Here is a 17893-nt window from a genome sequence, read left to right on the forward strand (position 1 = left end):
ACAGAACGCCCACTGAGAATCGTCGAAGGGCCCCACCGCGAACGGTGGGGCCCTTCGATTCGTGCCTGGTGAGGCACTGGCGGAGGATACGAGATTCGAACTCGTGAGGGGTTGCCCCCAACACGCTTTCCAAGCGTGCGCCCTAGGCCACTAGGCGAATCCTCCGCCGCAAACAATACAAGACGTTGGGGAGTGCTCGCGAACACGATCCCGAGGTGGACGTCGTGATCGTCCTCGGGGGCGATCATGGCCGGGACCGGCTTCGCTTCCGGGGCGGGGGATCCGCTACTGTGGGGGCCAGCCCCTCACGTGGCGCTATCTGACTGAACTCCCCCAGGGCCGGAAGGCAGCAAGGGTAGGTTGGCTCTGGCGGGTGCGTGGGGGGCGCTTTGCGTTGGGGCGGTCCGGGTTGTCAGTGGTCGCCTATAACCTCGTATGCGTGTCGTCTCTCGCGCTGTACCGCCGTTATCGCCCGGAGTCGTTCGCCGAGGTCATCGGGCAGGAGCATGTAACCGACCCGCTGCAGCAGGCGCTGCGAAACAACCGGGTCAATCACGCCTACCTGTTCAGTGGCCCGCGCGGCTGCGGCAAGACGACGAGCGCGCGCATCCTGGCCCGCTGTCTCAACTGCGAGCAAGGTCCCACGCCCACGCCCTGCGGCGAGTGCCAGTCCTGCCAGGACCTGGCGCGCAACGGCCCGGGGTCGATCGACGTCATCGAGATCGACGCCGCTTCCCACGGAGGCGTCGACGACGCCCGTGACCTGCGCGAGAAGGCCTTCTTCGGCCCGGCGTCCAGTCGGTACAAGATCTACATCATCGACGAGGCGCACATGGTCACCTCAGCGGGCTTCAACGCCCTGCTGAAGGTGGTCGAGGAGCCGCCGGAGCACCTCAAGTTCATCTTCGCGACCACCGAGCCCGAGAAGGTCATCGGCACGATCCGGTCGCGTACGCACCACTACCCCTTCCGCCTCGTGCCCCCCGGGACCCTGCGGGAGTATCTGGCGGAGGTCTGCGGCCGCGAGCAGGTGGCCATCGAGGACGGTGTGCTTCCGCTGGTCGTGCGCGCCGGTGCAGGTTCCGTGCGTGACTCGATGTCCGTCATGGACCAGCTGCTCGCCAGCGCGGCGGCCGACGGTGTGACGTATGCCATGGCGACGTCCCTCCTCGGGTACACCGACGGGTCGCTGCTCGACTCCGTGGTCGAGGCGTTCGCGTCCGGGGACGGTGCGGCGGCCTTCGAGGTCGTCGACCGCGTCATCGAGGGCGGCAACGACCCGCGGCGTTTCGTCGCCGACCTCCTGGAGCGGCTGCGCGACCTGGTGATCCTCGCGGCCGTGCCGGACGCCGCCGAGAAGGGGCTCATCGACGCCCCCGCCGACGTCGTCGAGCGGATGCAGGCTCAGGCGGGCGTCTTCGGAGGCGCCGAGCTGAGCCGCGCCGCGGACCTCGTGAACGAAGGGCTCACGGAGATGCGGGGGGCGACCTCGCCCCGGCTGCAGCTCGAACTGATCTGCGCGCGCGTGCTGCTTCCTGCGGCGTACGACGACGAGCGTTCCGTCATGGCCCGGCTCGACCGTCTTGAGCGCGGCGGCAACTTCATGGCGGGCGGCGGCCAGGGTGCCGCTCCCGCCATGGCGTACGTTCCGGGGCCCGAGGCCCATGCGGGGATGCAGCCGCAGCCGGGCGGTGGGGCGCCGGTGGCTCCGGTGCCTCCGGGTGGCGGACCTGCCGCCGCGCGTGCGGCGGTACGGGGGCCGGGGGCGCCGCAGGGCGACCAGGCACCGGCGGCTCCGCCTGCTCCGGCCGCCCCCGCTGCTCCTGCGGCCCCTGTCGCTCCTGAGCCTGCCGCCCCTGCTCCGGCGGGGGAGCGGCGGCCCGGTGGCTGGCCGACGGCTTCGGCGCCGGGCAGCGGTCCGGCGGCTCCCGCCGCTGCCCCTGCTCCCGCTCCTGCCGAGGCGGCCCCGCGGCCGGGAGGCTGGCCCACGGCTGCCCCCGCGGGGAGCGGAGCCCCGGCCCCGCAGGCCCCCGCACCGACGCCGTCCCCGGCTCCCGCATCGGCGCCGGCACCCATGGCTGCCCAGGCGCCGCCCGCGGGCGGCCCCGATCCGCGCAGCCTGTGGCCGAACATCCTGGAGGCGGTGAAGAACCGCCGCCGGTTCACCTGGATCCTGCTGAGCCAGAACGCCCAGGTGGCGGGGTTCGACGGGACGACGCTCCAGATCGGCTTCGTCAACGCGGGAGCGCGGGACAACTTCGCGAGCAGCGGCAGCGAGGACGTGCTGCGGCAGGCGCTGTCCGAGCAGTTCGGCGTGCAGTGGAAGGTCGAGGCGATCGTCGACCCCTCCGGCGGCTCGGCCCCGCCCCCGGCGGCGGTCAACTTCGGGGGAAGCGCCCCCGCGCCCCCGCGCCCCGCCCCCCAGCACCAGCCGACACCCCCTCCGGCAGCGGCCCCGCAGCCCCCGTCCCGGCCTGCCCCGGAACCGGCCCCCGCCCCGACGCCACAGCCACGCCCGGCCACCCCGGACCACGTCTCCCCGGAGGACGACACCCCGGCCGACGACGACCCCGACCTGGTCGAATCGGCCCTCTCCGGCCACGACCTGATCGTCCGCGAACTGGGCGCAACTATCGTCGAGGAATACACGAACGAGCCGTGAGCCGCGGGCTGGTCTTTGGGCCCGCCCCAGAGTCGCCGGGGGTAGCCCCGGCATCCCGCCGTTCCGCGCCGGGCCTTCCTGCCCAAAGCGCAGGGTCGGGGGGCTGTGGGCGTCGCCTGCCCGCGCAGGCTGTCCCGCCGCTTCGCGCCGGATCTTCCCGCCCACCCGCCCGTTTGCCCCGCAGTGCAGGGCCCGGGGCTGTGAGTGTCGCCTGCCCGCGCAGGGTGTGCGGCCGCTCCCGCGCCGGGCATTTCCCACCCGCCTACCCGTTCACCCCGCAGCGCGCGGTCAGGCGGCCGCCGTCGGCTCCCCGCCCCTCGCTGCGGGGCAATCGGGTGGGTGGGCGGGAGACATCCGGCGCGAAGCGGCGGCTCAGGCCGGATACGACCCGCACCCGAGGACCGGCCAGCTCTCCCCTGCAGGGGGACCCGAACGCAGAACCCTCCCGGCAGGGGGACAAAGCACCCCGGGCTCTGGAGGAACGTACGACTCCGCCCCAGGGTCATCCTCGGCCTCCCGCACAATCGCAAGCCCCGCGGCGGATAGGCTGACCACCGTGAAGGTCCTAGTCATCGGCAGTGGTGCCCGCGAACACGCCCTGTGCCGCTCTCTGTCCCTCGACCCCGACATCTCCGCCCTGCACTGCGCCCCCGGCAACGCCGGCATCGCGGACGTGGCCGAGCTGCACCCGGTCGACGCCCTCGACGGCACCGCGGTGGCCGCCCTGGCCACCCGCCTCGGCGCCGAGCTGGTCGTGGTGGGCCCGGAGGCCCCCCTCGTCGCAGGGGTCGCCGATGCCGTACGCAGCGCCGGAATCCCCTGCTTCGGGCCCTCCGAGGAGGCCGCTCAGCTGGAGGGCTCCAAGGCCTTCGCCAAGGAGGTGATGGCGGGCGCCGGCGTGCCCACCGCCCGCTCCTACGTCTGCACCACCCCCGAGGAGATCGACGAAGCCCTCGACGCCTTCGGCGCTCCGTACGTCGTCAAGGACGACGGCCTCGCCGCGGGGAAGGGCGTCGTCGTCACCGGCGACATCGAGGCGGCCCGCGAGCACGCCCTCGCCTGCGACCGCGTGGTCATCGAGGAGTTCCTCGACGGCCCCGAAGTCTCGCTCTTCGCCATCACCGACGGCGTCACCGTCGTCCCGCTGCAGCCCGCCCAGGACTTCAAGCGCGCCCTTGACGGGGACGCGGGCCCGAACACGGGCGGCATGGGCGCCTACTCGCCCCTGCCGTGGGCCGACCCGAAGCTGGTCGACGAGGTCATGGAGAGCGTGCTCCAGCCGACCGTCGACGAGCTGCGCCGCCGGGGTACCCCCTTCTCCGGGCTGCTCTACGCGGGCCTGGCGATCACCACGCGCGGCGTACGCGTCATCGAGTTCAACGCCCGCTTCGGCGACCCCGAGACGCAGGTCGTCCTCGCCCGTCTGAAGACCCCGCTGGCCGGAGTCCTGCTCGCCGCGGCCAACGGCACCCTCGTCGACCTGCCCCCGCTGCGCTGGAGCGACGACGCCGCGGTCACCGTCGTCATCGCCTCGCACAACTACCCGGACACGCCGCGCACCGGCGACCCCATCGAGGGACTCGGCGACGTCGTGGCGCAGGATGCACCGGACGCGTACGTCCTGCACGCCGGGACGAAGCACGACGGCGACGCGGTCGTCAGCGCGGGCGGCCGTGTGCTGTCCGTGACGGCTACGGGCGCGGACCTGACCGAGGCGCGCGAGCGCGCGTACACGGCGCTGTCCCGCATCCGCCTCGACGGCTCCCAGCACCGCACCGACATCGCGGCGAAGGCGGCGGCGGAGGCGTAACCAAGGCCGCCCACGCGCCACCCGCCGACAGCTCACAGCACCACCCGCCAACAGATCACAGCACCACCCGCGAACAGCTCACAGGCCCTGGATCCGACACTCGATCCGGGGCCTCAGCGTCATCCACCTTTACCCAAAGCCATTCCATCGAGTGACCGCTGGCCCATCCGGCTGACGATGCCCGGCACCCCAACTAGGGTGCGGCGCAAGCGGTTCAGGTGCCCAGAGCCAAACAGACCACCGGCATTGCGATGTCAGTGGCGGGTGCCACAGTGGGGGAGTGAGCAAATCCATCGGCGGCTGCCGTCCGCCCCTCGGCACCGGTCCCCACCGGCGGCGGGGCAGCAGGCGGACCAGGCAGCAGGGGGTGACGTAGGTCGTGTCAGGTACGGGTGTGGAAGTGGGCGTGCAGTCCGCGCGTTCCCAGGCGCTCGCCGTGCTGCGCATCCGCAGCAGGGCCCTTGCCGTCGCACTGCTGCCCGCGGCCGTCGCCGTCGTGCTGCTCGCGGGCGGGGCCACGGGCCATGTCACCGGCGGGAGTTGGGACGTGGCGCGCTCCATCGTGACGGCCGTCGCCGCCGTCGTGCTGTTCGCCGCGGCGGGCATCGCGCTCGTCGTCGCCCGCGCCAGGCCCGCCGTCAGCCCGACGGTCCCGATCACCGAGGGCTCGGCCCCCGATCTGTACCGCCTGGTGCGGGATCTGGCCGACCGCCTGGACGTCCCGGCGCCGTCGGCGATAGCGCTCACCCCCGACTGTGACAGCTGGCTCGAGGACCGCACCCACCCCGCGCACGGCCCACCCGCGGAAGCCTCGCCGCCGCCGGTCGCCGAGAGCAACGGCGTACGGGACGGGCGGCCCGCCCCGCGCCGCCAGCCCCCCGCGGCCCCGGTGCTCGTCATCGGCTCCCCCTTCCTGTGGTGGATGCGGGTCGGTGAGCTGCGCGCGGTCCTCGCCCCGGTCGTGGCCGGTACGGGACCCTCGGCGCACCCCGACATAGCCGCGGCCCGGCGCTTCGTGCGCGGGCTCGACGCGGCGGTCGCGGTCACCTCCGCACCCGGTCGAGGCCCGCTCACGCGCACAGTCCTCGGCGGTGTCGGCTGGGTGGCCCGGCTGCTCCTGCGCAGCTGCCGGGGGCACGCGGGCGAGATGGAGCGGGGCGTCGCGGCAGCGGCCGCCGAGCGCGCCCAGGCCGTGGACTACGGCGTGCGGATCGTCGCCCAGGAGCAGGTCGGCCTGGCGTACGCCGGGTGGGACCGCCTCCTGACCAAGGTCGCGCTGCCCGCCTGGCGGATGGGCCGCTGGCCGTCACGGCTCGACGCGGGCGTGGTCTCCGCCCTCACCGAGCTGTCCCGCAGGGACCGCCTCGCCGAGGGCTTCGCGTCCCGCCTGGGCGAGCGCCCCGCCTGCGATCTCCTGGAGGAGCCGGGCTCGGTGGACGAGGCGGCGTCTCTCCTTGCCGCCCGCCTCTTCCACGGCGGGCCCGCCGAGCCGGGTCCTGGCTGGGCGCCGGTGGCCTGGCAGGAGTATCCGGACGAGGTCGTCGACCGCAAATGGCGTACGGACGCCGCCCGCATCCACCGGGTCCTCGACTCCCTGGGCGTGGGCCACGCCACGGACCCGACGGCCCGCGACGCCAAGGGCCCCACCCTGGGCCGGGTCCTCGACCACCTGACGGCGCCGGACACCGAGGCCATGGAGCCCGGCACGGACACATCCGCCCCAGCCGCGTCCGTCAACCCGGCGGACGACCTCGCTCTCGCCCCCGAGGACAGAGTCGCCCCCGACGACGAAGTGGCCCCCGAAAGCCGCGGCGGGCTCCTGGCCGCAGGGCTCACCGCCGAGCTGGCCCGCGAGGAAGCCGCGGCCCCGCCACGCCCCGCCCCGGCGGGACAGGGCCCGGACGACGCGCTGTGGGACGACGGCATGCTGCCGCTCTTCCCGCTCCAACCAGTTCGCACGGGCCGGGAGTTGCTCGCCGACCACGTGACGGCGCTGGTCTGCTGTGCGGCCGTGGACACGGCGGGTGCGGCGCCCGGACTCGATTGGCTGGACGGCCCCTCCCTGCTGGTTGACGGCGAGCGGGCGGCGGACCTGACGCCGCACGTCCTGAGCCTGGTGGAGGACGGCGACCCGATCCCCCTGAAGGGCTGGCTCGCCCGGCTTGGCGTCCGCCCGGAGAAGCCGGTGCGGCTCGTCTGAGCCGAGGACGAGGACGAGGACGAGCACGAACACCGGCCCGAGCCCGACTCTGGCTCGACCCCGGTCCGACCCCGGCTCGACCGCGACCCGAGCCCGAGCCCGCCCCGGCGACCCGGTAGCAATCCCCCACCCCGCCCGGAAGGATCTCTTCCGTTCTCGTCGATTAGCGACGAACGGTGACGGAGTGCGTGCGTAATGTGATGTGCTGGGACCGACCGCCGGACCGGACATGTCAGAGGCAACACCGCACGGGGGCAACGGACGGCACAGCGCAGCGCAATCCCGGGGGAGTGAGGGAGGGGTACACACATGGGGTCGGAGCAGATCCGCAGGTGGGAATCGGGCGCGTTGGCGCACGCCGTGACCGACCCCTTCGGCCAGGGCCCGCTCCCCTGGCTCCGGGGCGCCGAGCACTACTTCGACGACACGGGCCAGGTCGTCCCCTGGTACCTCGACCACGCCCCGGCCCCCGGCGCGCGCAACATCCCCGCACCCCGCACCCGTACCAACGGGCCCCGCACCGCCGACGACGTGCACGGCCAGATCAAGGGCTTCACCTCCACCGGCGCCGCGGCCCCCGGCGAGGCGATCGACTTCCACGTGACGGTGGACCCGCCCCAGCAGTTCAGCGTCGACATCTACCGCATCGGGCACTACGGCGGGGACGGGGCATCGAAGATCACCACGAGTCCGCGCCTCTCCGGCATCGTCCAGCCGCCCCCGCTCACCGCCGACCGCACGGTCTCCTGCCACCACTGGTGGCTCTCCTGGCGTCTGCAGATCCCGAGTTACTGGAACATCGGGGCGTACGTGGCGGTCCTCACCACCGTCGACGGCTACCGCTCGCACGTCCCCTTCACGGTCCGCGACAGCCACCCGGCCGACCTGCTGCTCCTCCTCCCGGACATCACCTGGCAGGCGTACAACCTCTATCCGGAGGACGGCCGCACGGGCGCGAGCCTCTATCACGCATGGGACGACAAGGGCCGGCTCCTCGGCGAGAGCGAGGCCGCCCACACGGTCTCCTTCGACCGCCCATACGCGGGCGCGGGCCTGCCCCTGCACGTGGGCCACGCCTACGACTTCATCCGCTGGGCCGAGCGGTACGGCTACGACCTCGCGTACGCCGACACCCGCGACCTGCACGCGGGCCGCATCGACCCGACCCGCTACCGAGGCCTGGTCTTCCCGGGCCACGACGAGTACTGGTCGTCGAACATGCGCCGCACCACGGAGCTGGCCCGCGAGCACGGCACGTCCCTCGTCTTCCTCTCCGCCAACACCATGTACTGGCAGGTGGAGTTGGGCCCTTCCCCGTCCGGCGTCGAGGACCGCCTGCTCACCTGCCGCAAGCGCCACGGCCCCGGCAGGCCCGCCCTCTGGCGCGAGCAGGACAAGGCGGAGCAGGAGCTGCTCGGCATCCAGTACGCGGGCCGCGTCCCGGACCCCGCCCCCCTCGTCGTACGCAATGCCGACCACTGGCTGTGGGAGGCGACGGGCGCGCACGAGGGCGACGAGATCGAGGGTCTGGTCGCGGGCGAGGCCGACCGCTACTTCCCGCGCACCGCCCTGCCCGAGCACCAGGGCCGCATCCTCCTGGCCCACTCCCCGTACGAGGACAGCGAGGGCGCCACCCGCCACCAGGAGTCGTCCCTCTACCGTGCCCCGTCGGGCGCCCTGGTCTTCGCGTCCGGCACCTTCGCCTGGTCCCCGGCGCTCGACCGCCCCGGCCATGTGGACACCCGCGTCCAGCGCGCCACGGCCAACCTCCTGGACCGCATCTGCAAGCGGGACTGACGCCCACCGACATCCCCTGGCTAAAAGCGGTCCCCCCATACGGGAGAATCGAGAGCACTTGGCCAGAACCACGGGGAGGAACCGTGTCCGGATTCGTAGAAAAGCCCGAGCCTGTCGAGGTCCCGGGCCTGGTGCATGTGCACACCGGCAAGGTGCGCGACCTGTACCGGAACGAGGCGGGCGACCTCGTGATGGTCGCGAGCGACCGCATGTCCGCCTACGACTGGGTGCTGCCCACGGAGATCCCCGACAAGGGCAGGGTTCTCACCCAGCTCTCCCTGTGGTGGTTCGATCAGCTCGCCGATCTCATCCCCAACCACGTCATCTCCACCGACGTCCCGGCCGGCGCCCCCGCCGACTGGGAGGGCCGCACCACGGTCTGCAAGTCCCTGCAGATGGTCCCGGTCGAGTGCGTGGCCCGCGGCTATCTGACCGGCTCGGGTCTGGTCGAGTACAACGCATCGCGCACCGTCTGCGGCCTCGCGCTGCCCGACGGCCTGAGCGACGGCTCCGAGCTGCCCGCGCCGATCTTCACGCCCGCCACGAAGGCGGAGGTCGGCGAGCACGACGAGAACGTCAGTTACGAGGAAGTGGCGCGCCAGGTGGGCGCGGAAACGGCGGTCCAGCTCCGCCAGGCGACCCTCGCGGTCTACGGCCGGGCCCGTGACATCGCCCGCGAGCGGGGCGTCATCCTCGCGGACACGAAGTTCGAGTTCGGCTTCGAGGGCGAGCAGTTGATCATCGCGGACGAGGTCCTCACCCCGGACTCGTCCCGCTTCTGGCCCGCGGACGAGTGGCAGCCGGGCCGCGCGCAGCCGTCGTTCGACAAACAGTTCGTCCGTGACTGGCTGACCTCGCCGGCCTCCGGCTGGGACCGCAAGAGCGAGCAGCCGCCGCCCCCGCTCCCGCAGGACGTGGTGGACGCCACGCGCGCCAAGTACATCGAGGCGTACGAGCGTCTGACGGGCACGGCCTGGTAGTCGGCGTACGAAGAAGGCCCCGGTCGATTGACCGGGGCCTTTCATCTGGAGCGGACGACCAGGTTCGAACTGGCGACCTCAACCTTGGCAAGGTTGCGCTCTACCAACTGAGCTACGTCCGCACTGCGCCGAAGCGCGAAGCCAACTATACCCAACCTCGCTCGCGTGCGAGACGCACCGCGGCATGACGATTCTCCGCCCCGATCTTGGTGGCGGCGGACGAGAGGTAGTTCCGGACGGTCCCCTGGGACAGCGCGGCCCGCTCGGCGATCTCCGCGACGGGCGCCCCGTCGGCGGCGAGTTCGAGTACTTCGGCCTCGCGGACGGTCAGCGGGGAGTCTCCCGCGGAGATCGCGTCGGCGGCCAACTCCGGGTCCACGTAGCGGTTTCCGGCGTGCACGGTCCGGATGATCTCGGCGAGCCGCTGCGCGCTGACGGTCTTCGGCACAAAGCCCCGCACGCCCACCGCGAGCGCCCGCTTGAGATGCCCCGGTCTGCCATGACTCGTCACGATCATGGTGCGGCAGTACGGCAGTTCGTCCCGCAGCGATGTGGCGACACTCACACCGTCGGCGCCCGGCATCTGCAGATCGAGCACGGCGACATCGGGCCGGTGCGCCCGCGCCATGGCAAGCGCTTCGGGCCCGGTGGCGGCCTCGGCGACCACCGCAAGATCATCCTCAAGCCCCAGCAGAGCGGCGAGAGCGCCCCGGATGAGGTGCTCATCATCGGCAAGCAAAACCCGCACACTCACCGAGCAACCTCCGCCCACTCTTGCTCGGGCTGCTCATGCTGTGGGCAGGCGTTCCGCAGGGCGAGTGGGGTCTCCCCTGCTCGAGCGGAGTCGAGAGCTTGGGGAAGGGCGGGCACAGCTTCAGCCTCCGGGCCCGATGAACCAGGCAGAGGAACCTCCGCGGACAACCGAAACTTCCCCCCGCCGGACGCGAAGTCCAGCACCCCGTCCACCACGGCCAACCGCTCCCGAAGCCCGGCGAGCCCAGACCCCGCCCGCTCCGGCCCACCTTCAGGCGCACCATCGTTCTCGACGGTCAGAGTCGTACGCTCACCAGTCACCGCCAAGGCGATGTCGCAACGCCCCGCGTCACCATGCCGCAGCACATTCGTCGCCGCCTCCCGAACCACCCACCCGAAGGCGGACTGCACCGCGGCAGGCAACCCCGCAGGGGATCCCGCCACCCGGCAATCGATGCCCGCGGCTTCAAGCACCCCCTGCGCACCGGCGAGTTCGACCGCCAGGTCGACCTCCCGATACCCCCGCACCACTTCCCGCACCTCCCGCTGCGACTCCCGCGCGATCCGCTGCACCTCGACCATCTGGTCGACCGCCTCGGCCCGCCCCCGCCGCGCAAGCTGCACGGCAAGCTCGCTCTTCAGGGCGATGACCGCGAGATTGCGCCCCATCACGTCATGCAGATCCCGCCCGAACCGCAGCCGCTCCTCGGCCACCGCGAGCCGCGCCTCGACCTCGCGGGACCGGTCGGCCTCCCACATCACGGAGAGCGTCCAGGCGCCGCAGCGCGAGGACAGCAGCGAGACCAGCGCGCCGAAGACGATCACCAGGGCCGTGCCGATCAGCCGCCCGTCATGGACGCCGACCGCGGCGAACCCGGCCACCATCGCGGCGCCGATCACGGCGAACCGGATGAGGAAGGTGCGGATCGGTACGGCGAAGGCCAGCGACTGCCCGTAGGGCATCACCGCGAACATCGTGGGGAAGGTGAGCATCCCTTCCTTGGCCCCGTCCGCGGCCTGCAGGGCGAGCGTGAGGCCGAGCACCGTGACCATGAGCGCGAGCGACACGGCAAGGTCGCGGCGCGGTGGTTCCGCGCGGTTCAAGTAGTGGTCGAGGGAGCGCGCCAGCGTGCGGTTGACGTGCACGCACTGCACCACGGCCAGGCCGATCAGCGTGCAGCCGAGGACGAGCGGGAGAGGCTCCTGCCGCAGGCTCACGCCCAGCGGCACGGACCCCCAGCTGAAGAAGAAGAGCCAGGGCATGACGTGCCACATGGTCATGCTCTGGAACTCGACCTTCTCGATCTTGCTCCGCTCGTGCCAGCCGCGCTGCAGCCCGCGAATCCGCCCGACCACGCCTGACCACTCCCTCTAACGCCGCGGTTCCCAGCGGAACCACCGTCGTACAGCAAACACCGAGACCACGGTCCAGGCCACCGCCGTGGCGACGGCGCCCAGCGTCTCGTACCCGGAGAGATTCCCCGTCCAGCCGCCCCGCACCAGCGTGATCACCGGACTGAGCGGCAGCAGCTCGCAGACCGATGCGAGCTTGTCGGGCATGACCTCGAAGGGGATGAGGAGCCCTGAAGCGAACATCGACGTGAACGCCAGCGGCATGGACATCACCTGCGCCGACTCCACGGACCTGCTGAGACTGGCGGTGACCGCGGCGAGGGCGGCGAACATCACCAGGCCAAGGAGTACGCCGATGACAGCGAGATGGGGCGCGCTCGGCGCCCCCGCGTCGAGCAGCGCGACACAGCCGACCGCCAGGACAGCGGACTGCGTCAGGCCGATGGTGACCGAGGGAAGCGCGGCCCCCGCGAGGATCTCCGCGTCCCGCAGCTCCCCGGTGCGCAGCCGCTTGAGCACCAGTTCCTCGCGGCGGGCCGCGAAGACGGTGGTCAGCGTCGTGTAGACGGCGAAGAGCACGGAGACGCCGATGGCGCCGGGCACGACGACGGACCCGACCGAGAGCCCTGCGCCCTTCAGGTCCATGCCGTCCGCGGCCTGGTGCAGGCTGAACGGCATCACGAGCGGCACGAACAGCGCCGCGAACAAGGTGCCCTTGGTGCGCCCGAGCAACGTCAGCTCGGCCCGCGCGAGCGCCCGCATCCGCCGCGCGGGGGTCGTCAAAGCGGTGGTCCTGCTCACCGTCACCGCACTCATGCCACCGTCTCCTTCTCCGCCGCAGCCGCACCAGCAGCCACACCCGCACCTGCGCCACCCTCGGCATCCCGCGCGATCCGCAGGAACGCCTCCTCCAGCGAGGCCGCCCGCACATCGAGCCCCCGCAGCTCCACCTGGGCTTCCCGCGCCCACACAAGGAGACCCGTGGCGGCCCGCTGCAGCTCGTGCGTCCGCAGCCGGACCCGCCCGCCGGTCACCTCGTGCCCGCTCACGCCGAGTTCGCCGAGCGGCGGCAGATCCCCGACGAAGTACCCGTCGGGCAGCTCGAAGGACACGTGCGACGGCTGCGCGGCCACCACGTCGGCGACCCGCCCCTCGGCCGCGATCCGCCCCTCGTGCAGGATCGCGAGCCGGTCGGCGAGGTTCTCGGCCTCTTCGAGGTAGTGCGTGGTGAGCAGCACGGTCGTGCCGTTGTCACGCAGGGCCCGCACCAACTCCCAGGTCTCGCGGCGCCCTTCGGCGTCGAGCCCGGTCGTGGGCTCGTCGAGGAAGAGCACATCGGGCTGCCCGATGAGCGCCGTCGCCAGATCGAGCCGCCGCTTCTCACCCCCGGACAGCATCTTCACGCGGACGCCGGACCGCTTGCCGAGCCCCACGATCTCCAGGGCCTCATCGGCCGGCCGCGCCCCACTGGTGCACGCCGCCCACATCCGTACGGTCTCCCCGACCGTCAGCTCGGAGGGAAAGCCGCCCTCCTGGAGCATCACGCCGATCCGGTGCCGCACGGCGCCGCGCTCTGCGTAGGGGTCGTGCCCGAGCACCCGCACCCGCCCCCCGGCGGGTGCGGCGAGCCCTTCGAGGAGTTCGACGGTGGAGGTCTTGCCCGCCCCGTTGGTCCCGAGCAGCGCGAAGAGCTCGCCGCGTCCGACGGAGAACGACACCCCCCGGACCGCCTCGAAACCGCCCCCGTACACGCGCCGAAGATCGGTCACGTCGATCACTTGGTCAGTCTTGGTCATGGGAAAAGCGTCCCCCGGCCGTGAGGGCCGGAGCAGTGCACGCTGTCACCGGCTCGCATGACAAATGTCAGAAGCCCGGCAGCCCTGAGACACGAAGAAGGCCCCGGTCGCGATGACCGGGGCCTTCTTCAATGGAGCGAACGACGAGGTTCGAACTCGCGACCTCAACCTTGGCAAGGTTGCGCTCTACCAACTGAGCTACGTTCGCATTGCCTCCGACCAGCTTTCACTGATCGGTGCGAGCACCAGCCTACCGCACCCAGAAGGGTGCCTGATCGGCGATGCAGAGCGGGTGACAGGAATTGCACACTGCGCCTTCCCCCTGGAAGGGGGATGTTCTACTACTGAACTACACCCGCAAGACTCCGTGTGGTTCGGCCTTTCGGCCTTGCCCCTCGGCGTGCTCCAGACTTTAGCCGACCGGCGGGGGTGCAGGTCAAGTCGGTTGCCGAGGGGCCCTCCTGGCCGGCTGTCGGTCCAGGTCGGCGCGGCCGCGGGCCAAGGCTCAGTTGGCCGCCTCGAACGCCTCGTAGACCTTCTTCGGGATGCGGCCGCGCGGCGGCACATCCATCTGGTGCGAGCGTGCCCAGGCGCGGACGGCCGCCGGGTCCGGCGTCACCGCCGTGTGCCGGAAGGCCTTGCCGGACTTCGACTGCTTGCGGGCGGCGTCGAGGTACGGGGCGAGCGCCGTGCGCAGTTTCTTGGCATTGGTTTGATTGAGGTCGATCTCGTACGACTTGCCGTCAAGACCGAAAGCGATGGTTTCCGCCGCTTCCCCGCCGTCGATGTCGTCAGAGAGAGTGACCACGACACGCTGCGCCACGAATATCGGTCCCTTCGTGCGGCCTCGCCGCGTTGACGTGCGGTGATGCCGACTGTCCGGCTGTTAGGGGCACTGTTATGTGCAAAGCATCGGCTAATGCCATTTCCTTTGTACAGTGCCCGGCATTGCATTGTGAAGCCCGACTAAATCCCCCCGCGTGTCCGGGAGCAATGCCGATGCGTGATCTTTTCCTGGATTTTTCGCGAAGGTGCCCCGTTCGATACATGGATGGGTGTGGGAACGTGACCGTCCTCACGTAGGTTTCTACGAATCTACGCGAGTAGAATTTTTGTGCAGGTAGTCTGAAGGGACCGCTCAGCCAGCACCACACACCGGGAGTGCCAGTGGCACGCGTCGTAGTCGACGTCATGCTCAAGCCGGAGATCCTCGACCCCCAGGGCCAGGCGGTGCAGCGTGCACTGCCGCGCCTCGGATTCAAGGGGATCGCCGACGTACGTCAGGGAAAGCGCTTCGAACTCGAGGTGGACGGGCCCGTCGATGACGCGGCCCTCGCCCGTATCCACGAGATGGCGGAAACCTTCCTCGCCAACACCGTGATCGAAGACTTCTTCGTAAAGGTGGAGGAAGAGAAGTGACTGCTCGAATCGGAGTCGTCACTTTCCCCGGAACCCTCGACGACCGCGACACCCAGCGCGCCGTCCGGGTCGCCGGCGCCGAAGCCGTGCCGCTCTGGCACCGGGACAAGGACCTCAAGCAGGTCGACGCCGTGGTGCTCCCCGGCGGATTCTCGTACGGCGACTATCTGCGGGCCGGGGCCATTTCACGGTTTTCGCCCGTCATGGAGTCGGTCATCGAGCAGGCAAAGGCCGGGATGCCGGTCCTCGGCATCTGCAACGGCTTCCAGGTGCTCACCGAGTCCCACCTGCTCCCCGGCGCGATGCTGAAGAACAACCACCTGCACTTCATCTGCCGCGACCAGAAGCTGCGCGTGGAGACGGCCGACACCGCCTGGACCGCCGACTATGACGCCGGCCAGGAGATCTCCGTACCGCTGAAGAACATCGACGGACGGTACGTCGCCGATGAGCGGACCCTGGACATGCTCGAGGCCGAGGGGCGGGTCGTCTTCCGCTACCTCGACGTGAACCCGAACGGTTCGCTGCGGGACATCGCCGGTGTCTCCAACGCCGCGGGAAACGTCGTCGGCCTCATGCCGCACCCCGAGCACGCGGTCGAGCCGCTGATCGGGACCGGCCGCACCGACGGCCTGGGATTCTTCACCTCGATCCTGAAGAAGCTGGTCAACGTCTGATGACTCTGGACACCGTCAAGCACGCCGCCGAGACCCCCGAGGTCAAGCTGCCCTGGGCCGAACTGGGCCTGAAGGAAGACGAGTACGCGCGCGTACGCGAGATCCTGGGCCGCCGTCCCACCGGCGCCGAGCTCGCCATGTACTCCGTCATGTGGTCCGAGCACTGCTCGTACAAGAGCAGCAAGGTGCACCTGCGCCAGTTCGGCGAGAAGGCCCCCGAGAACGACGCGATGCTCGTCGGCATCGGAGAGAACGCCGGTGTCGTCGACGTCGGCAACGGCTACGCGGTCACCTTCAAGGTCGAGTCGCACAACCACCCCTCGTACGTCGAGCCCTACCAGGGCGCGGCCACCGGTGTCGGCGGCATCGTCCGCGACATCATCGCGATGGGCGCGCGCCCGGTCGCGGTCGTCGACCCGCTGCGGATGGGCGATGCCCACCACCCCGACACCAAGCGCGTGCTCCCCGGTGTCGTCGCGGGCATCGGGGGCTACGGCAACTGCCTGGGCCTGCCCAACATCGGCGGCGAGCTCGTCTTCGACGCCTGCTATCAGGGCAATCCGCTGGTCAACGCCGGTGCGATCGGCGTGATGCGGCACGAGGACATCCACCTCGCGAAGGCGTCAGGACCCGGCAACAAGGTCATCCTCTACGGGGCCCGCACCGGCGGCGACGGCATCGGCGGCGCCTCGATCCTGGCCTCCGAGACCTTCGACGACACCAAGCCGTCGAAGCGTCCCGCCGTCCAGGTCGGCGACCCCTTCCAGGAGAAGCTCCTCATCGAGTGCACCCTGGAGGCCTTCGCCGAGAAGCTGGTCGTGGGTATTCAGGACCTGGGCGCCGCCGGACTCTCCTGCGCGACCTCGGAGTTGGCGTCCAACGGCTCCGGCGGCATGCGCGTCGAGCTCGACGACGTACCGCTTCGCGACTCCACGCTCACTCCCGAGGAGATCCTCATGAGTGAGTCGCAGGAGCGGATGTGCGCGGTCGTCGAGCCGGAGAAGGTCGAGCGCTTCCTCGCGATCTGCGAGAAGTGGGACGTCATCGCGACGGTCGTCGGTGAAGTGACCGACGGCGACCGGCTTGAGATCTTCTGGCACGGCGAGAAGATCGTCGACCTCGACCCGCGCACCGTCGCCCACGACGGTCCGGTCTACGAGCGTCCCTACGCCCGCCCGTCCTGGCAGGACGCCCTCCAGGCGGACGACGCCAACAAGCTGGCTCGGCCGGCGACTTCGGACGAACTGCGCGAGCAGGTCCTCGCGGTCGTCGCGTCGCCGAACCAGGCCTCCAAGGCGTGGGTGACGGATCAGTACGACCGTTTCGTGCAGGGCAACACGGTGCTCGCGCAGCCCGAGGACTCCGGCATGGTCCGCATCGACGAGGAGACCGGCCTCGGTGTCGCCCTCGCCAACGACGGCAACGGCCGCTACTCGAAGCTCGACCCGTATGCGGGCGCGCAGCTCGCCCTGTCGGAGGCGTACCGCAACGTCGCCGCGACGGGCGCCCGGCCGCTCGCCGTCTCGGACTGTCTGAACTTCGGTTCGCCCGAGGACCCGGACGTCATGTGGCAGTTCGCCGAGACCACCCGTGGCCTCGCCGACGCCTGCCAGATCCTGGGCACCCCGGTGACCGGCGGCAACGTATCGCTCTACAACCAGACGGGCGAGGCGGCGATCCACCCGACGCCGGTCGTCTCCGTCCTCGGTGTGATCGACGACGTCGCACGGCGCACTCCGATCGCCTTCGCCGAAGAGGGTCAGCTGCTCTACCTGCTCGGTGACACCTCCGAGGAGTTCGGCGGCTCGGCCTGGTCGCAGGTCGTCCACGACCACCTCGGCGGCCTGCCCCCGAAGGTGGACCTGGAGCGCGAGCGGCTGCTCGCCGAGATCCTGATCTCGGCCTCGCGCGACGGCATGATCGACGCCGCGCACGACCTGTCCGACGGCGGTCTCGCGCAGGCCGTCGCCGAGTCCTGCCTGCGGGGCGGGAAGGGCGCGCGCCTGATCGTCCCGGACGGTCTCGACGCGTTCACCCTCCTGTTCAGCGAATCGGCCGGGCGCGCGGTCGTCTCCGTGCCGCGGAGCGAGGAGCTGCGCTTCACCGACATGTGCGGGGCGCGGGGCCTTCCCGTGACGCGTATCGGTGTGGTCGACGGTGACGCCGTGGACGTACAGGGCGAGTTCACCCTCTCCCTGGCCGAGATCCGCGAGGCGCACGAGGGGACCCTGCCGGGGCTCTTCGCCTGACGTTTCCGCTCGAAGCCCCCCGTTCGGACCTGGTCCGGGCGGGGGCTTCGGCGTTTCCGGAGATTGGGCTTGCACTACCGCCGAGCTGGCCGCGCTCCCGGACGCCGGCACGACCGGTCAGATCTACCACCACCTGCGTCAACTGACCGGCGCGGGCTGGCTGCACACCACGGGGCGCGGCCGATACGAGGTTCCTG

At 71.1% G+C, this 17893-nt stretch carries 13 protein-coding genes, 4 tRNA genes and 1 other RNA gene; 9 read left to right on the forward strand and 9 right to left on the reverse strand.

Features of this window, described 5'->3' with window-relative positions:
- Window positions 1-77: 77 nt before the first annotated feature.
- Window positions 78-165, reverse strand: a tRNA-Ser gene (locus AB0G47_RS32590).
- A gap of 131 nt (window positions 166-296) precedes the next feature.
- Between AB0G47_RS32590 and ffs the strand changes: the two genes are divergently transcribed.
- The 6 genes from ffs to AB0G47_RS32620 all read left to right on the forward strand — a co-directional run bounded on the left by ffs (window position 297) and on the right by AB0G47_RS32620 (window position 9449).
- Window positions 297-395: signal recognition particle sRNA small type (ffs, locus tag AB0G47_RS32595), an RNA gene on the forward strand.
- Between the two features lie 44 nt (window positions 396-439).
- Window positions 440-2662: a DNA polymerase III subunit gamma and tau gene (locus AB0G47_RS32600; RefSeq protein ID WP_360777345.1), complete on the forward strand. Its 2223-nt coding sequence runs from the start codon at window positions 440-442 to the stop codon at window positions 2660-2662.
- 556 nt (window positions 2663-3218) lie between these two features.
- Entirely contained in the window at window positions 3219-4472 is a 1254-nt protein-coding gene (purD, locus tag AB0G47_RS32605) for a phosphoribosylamine--glycine ligase (RefSeq protein ID WP_360777347.1), read from the forward strand.
- Between the two features lie 379 nt (window positions 4473-4851).
- The gene (locus AB0G47_RS32610; RefSeq protein WP_360777349.1) at window positions 4852-6672 is read left to right on the forward strand and encodes a hypothetical protein; all 1821 of its coding nucleotides are present in this window, start codon (window positions 4852-4854) and stop codon (window positions 6670-6672) included.
- Between the two features lie 309 nt (window positions 6673-6981).
- Window positions 6982-8469 (forward strand): N,N-dimethylformamidase beta subunit family domain-containing protein, encoded by a 1488-nt coding sequence (locus AB0G47_RS32615; protein WP_360777351.1) that lies wholly within the window; start codon window positions 6982-6984, stop codon window positions 8467-8469.
- Between the two features lie 83 nt (window positions 8470-8552).
- Window positions 8553-9449, forward strand: a complete 897-nt coding sequence (locus AB0G47_RS32620; RefSeq protein ID WP_360777353.1) for a phosphoribosylaminoimidazolesuccinocarboxamide synthase — start codon at window positions 8553-8555, stop codon at window positions 9447-9449.
- A gap of 46 nt (window positions 9450-9495) precedes the next feature.
- Here the strand turns inward: AB0G47_RS32620 and AB0G47_RS32625 are convergent.
- From AB0G47_RS32625 to AB0G47_RS32660, 8 genes are all read right to left on the reverse strand, one after another.
- A tRNA-Gly gene (locus tag AB0G47_RS32625) sits at window positions 9496-9571 on the reverse strand.
- Window positions 9572-9594: 23 nt separating this feature from the next.
- Window positions 9595-10203: a response regulator transcription factor gene (locus AB0G47_RS32630; RefSeq protein ID WP_360777355.1), complete on the reverse strand. Its 609-nt coding sequence runs from the start codon at window positions 10201-10203 to the stop codon at window positions 9595-9597.
- Complete coding sequence (locus AB0G47_RS32635) at window positions 10200-11558, reverse strand: histidine kinase (RefSeq protein ID WP_360777357.1); 1359 nt, start codon at window positions 11556-11558, stop codon at window positions 10200-10202. Before AB0G47_RS32635 ends, AB0G47_RS32630 begins: the two co-directional genes overlap by 4 nt.
- Window positions 11559-11573: 15 nt before the next feature.
- Window positions 11574-12371, reverse strand: a complete 798-nt coding sequence (locus tag AB0G47_RS32640) for an ABC transporter permease (protein WP_360777358.1) — start codon at window positions 12369-12371, stop codon at window positions 11574-11576.
- Window positions 12368-13351 (reverse strand): ABC transporter ATP-binding protein, encoded by a 984-nt coding sequence (locus tag AB0G47_RS32645; protein ID WP_360777360.1) that lies wholly within the window; start codon window positions 13349-13351, stop codon window positions 12368-12370. The genes AB0G47_RS32640 and AB0G47_RS32645 overlap by 4 nt, the downstream gene beginning before the upstream one ends.
- A gap of 132 nt (window positions 13352-13483) precedes the next feature.
- Window positions 13484-13559, reverse strand: a tRNA-Gly gene (locus AB0G47_RS32650).
- A 79-nt stretch (window positions 13560-13638) separates the two neighbouring features.
- Window positions 13639-13710 (reverse strand) — tRNA-Gly (locus AB0G47_RS32655).
- Between the two features lie 146 nt (window positions 13711-13856).
- The gene (locus tag AB0G47_RS32660; RefSeq protein WP_360777362.1) at window positions 13857-14174 is read right to left on the reverse strand and encodes an Lsr2 family protein; all 318 of its coding nucleotides are present in this window, start codon (window positions 14172-14174) and stop codon (window positions 13857-13859) included.
- Window positions 14175-14518: 344 nt separating this feature from the next.
- On the opposite strand from AB0G47_RS32660, the gene purS reads away from it, so the two are divergent.
- The 3 genes from purS to purL are packed head-to-tail and all read left to right on the forward strand — an operon-like array spanning window position 14519 to window position 17696.
- Complete coding sequence (purS, locus tag AB0G47_RS32665) at window positions 14519-14770, forward strand: phosphoribosylformylglycinamidine synthase subunit PurS (RefSeq protein ID WP_135332092.1); 252 nt, start codon at window positions 14519-14521, stop codon at window positions 14768-14770.
- Window positions 14767-15447, forward strand: a complete 681-nt coding sequence (gene purQ / locus AB0G47_RS32670; protein WP_266864772.1) for a phosphoribosylformylglycinamidine synthase subunit PurQ — start codon at window positions 14767-14769, stop codon at window positions 15445-15447. The genes purS and purQ overlap by 4 nt, the downstream gene beginning before the upstream one ends.
- Window positions 15447-17696: a phosphoribosylformylglycinamidine synthase subunit PurL gene (gene purL, locus AB0G47_RS32675; RefSeq protein ID WP_360777364.1), complete on the forward strand. Its 2250-nt coding sequence runs from the start codon at window positions 15447-15449 to the stop codon at window positions 17694-17696. Before purQ ends, purL begins: the two co-directional genes overlap by 1 nt.
- The last annotated feature ends 197 nt before the right edge of the window (window positions 17697-17893 follow it).

This window comes from Streptomyces sp. NPDC021622 (assembly GCF_040640795.1).
In the GTDB taxonomy this organism is placed as follows: Bacteria; Actinomycetota; Actinomycetes; order Streptomycetales; family Streptomycetaceae; genus Streptomyces.

Bases quoted from the DNA above. Each gene is read 5' to 3' on its own strand.
- AB0G47_RS32640 (WP_360777358.1), bottom strand. From the start codon at position 12,371: ATGAGTGCGGTGACGGTGAGCAGGACCACCGCTTTGACGACCCCCGCG.
- AB0G47_RS32615 (WP_360777351.1), top strand. From the start codon at position 6,982: ATGGGGTCGGAGCAGATCCGCAGGTGGGAATCGGGCGCGTTGGCGCAC.
- AB0G47_RS32645 (WP_360777360.1), bottom strand. From the start codon at position 13,351: ATGACCAAGACTGACCAAGTGATCGACGTGACCGATCTTCGGCGCGTG.
- purL (WP_360777364.1), top strand. From the start codon at position 15,447: ATGACTCTGGACACCGTCAAGCACGCCGCCGAGACCCCCGAGGTCAAG.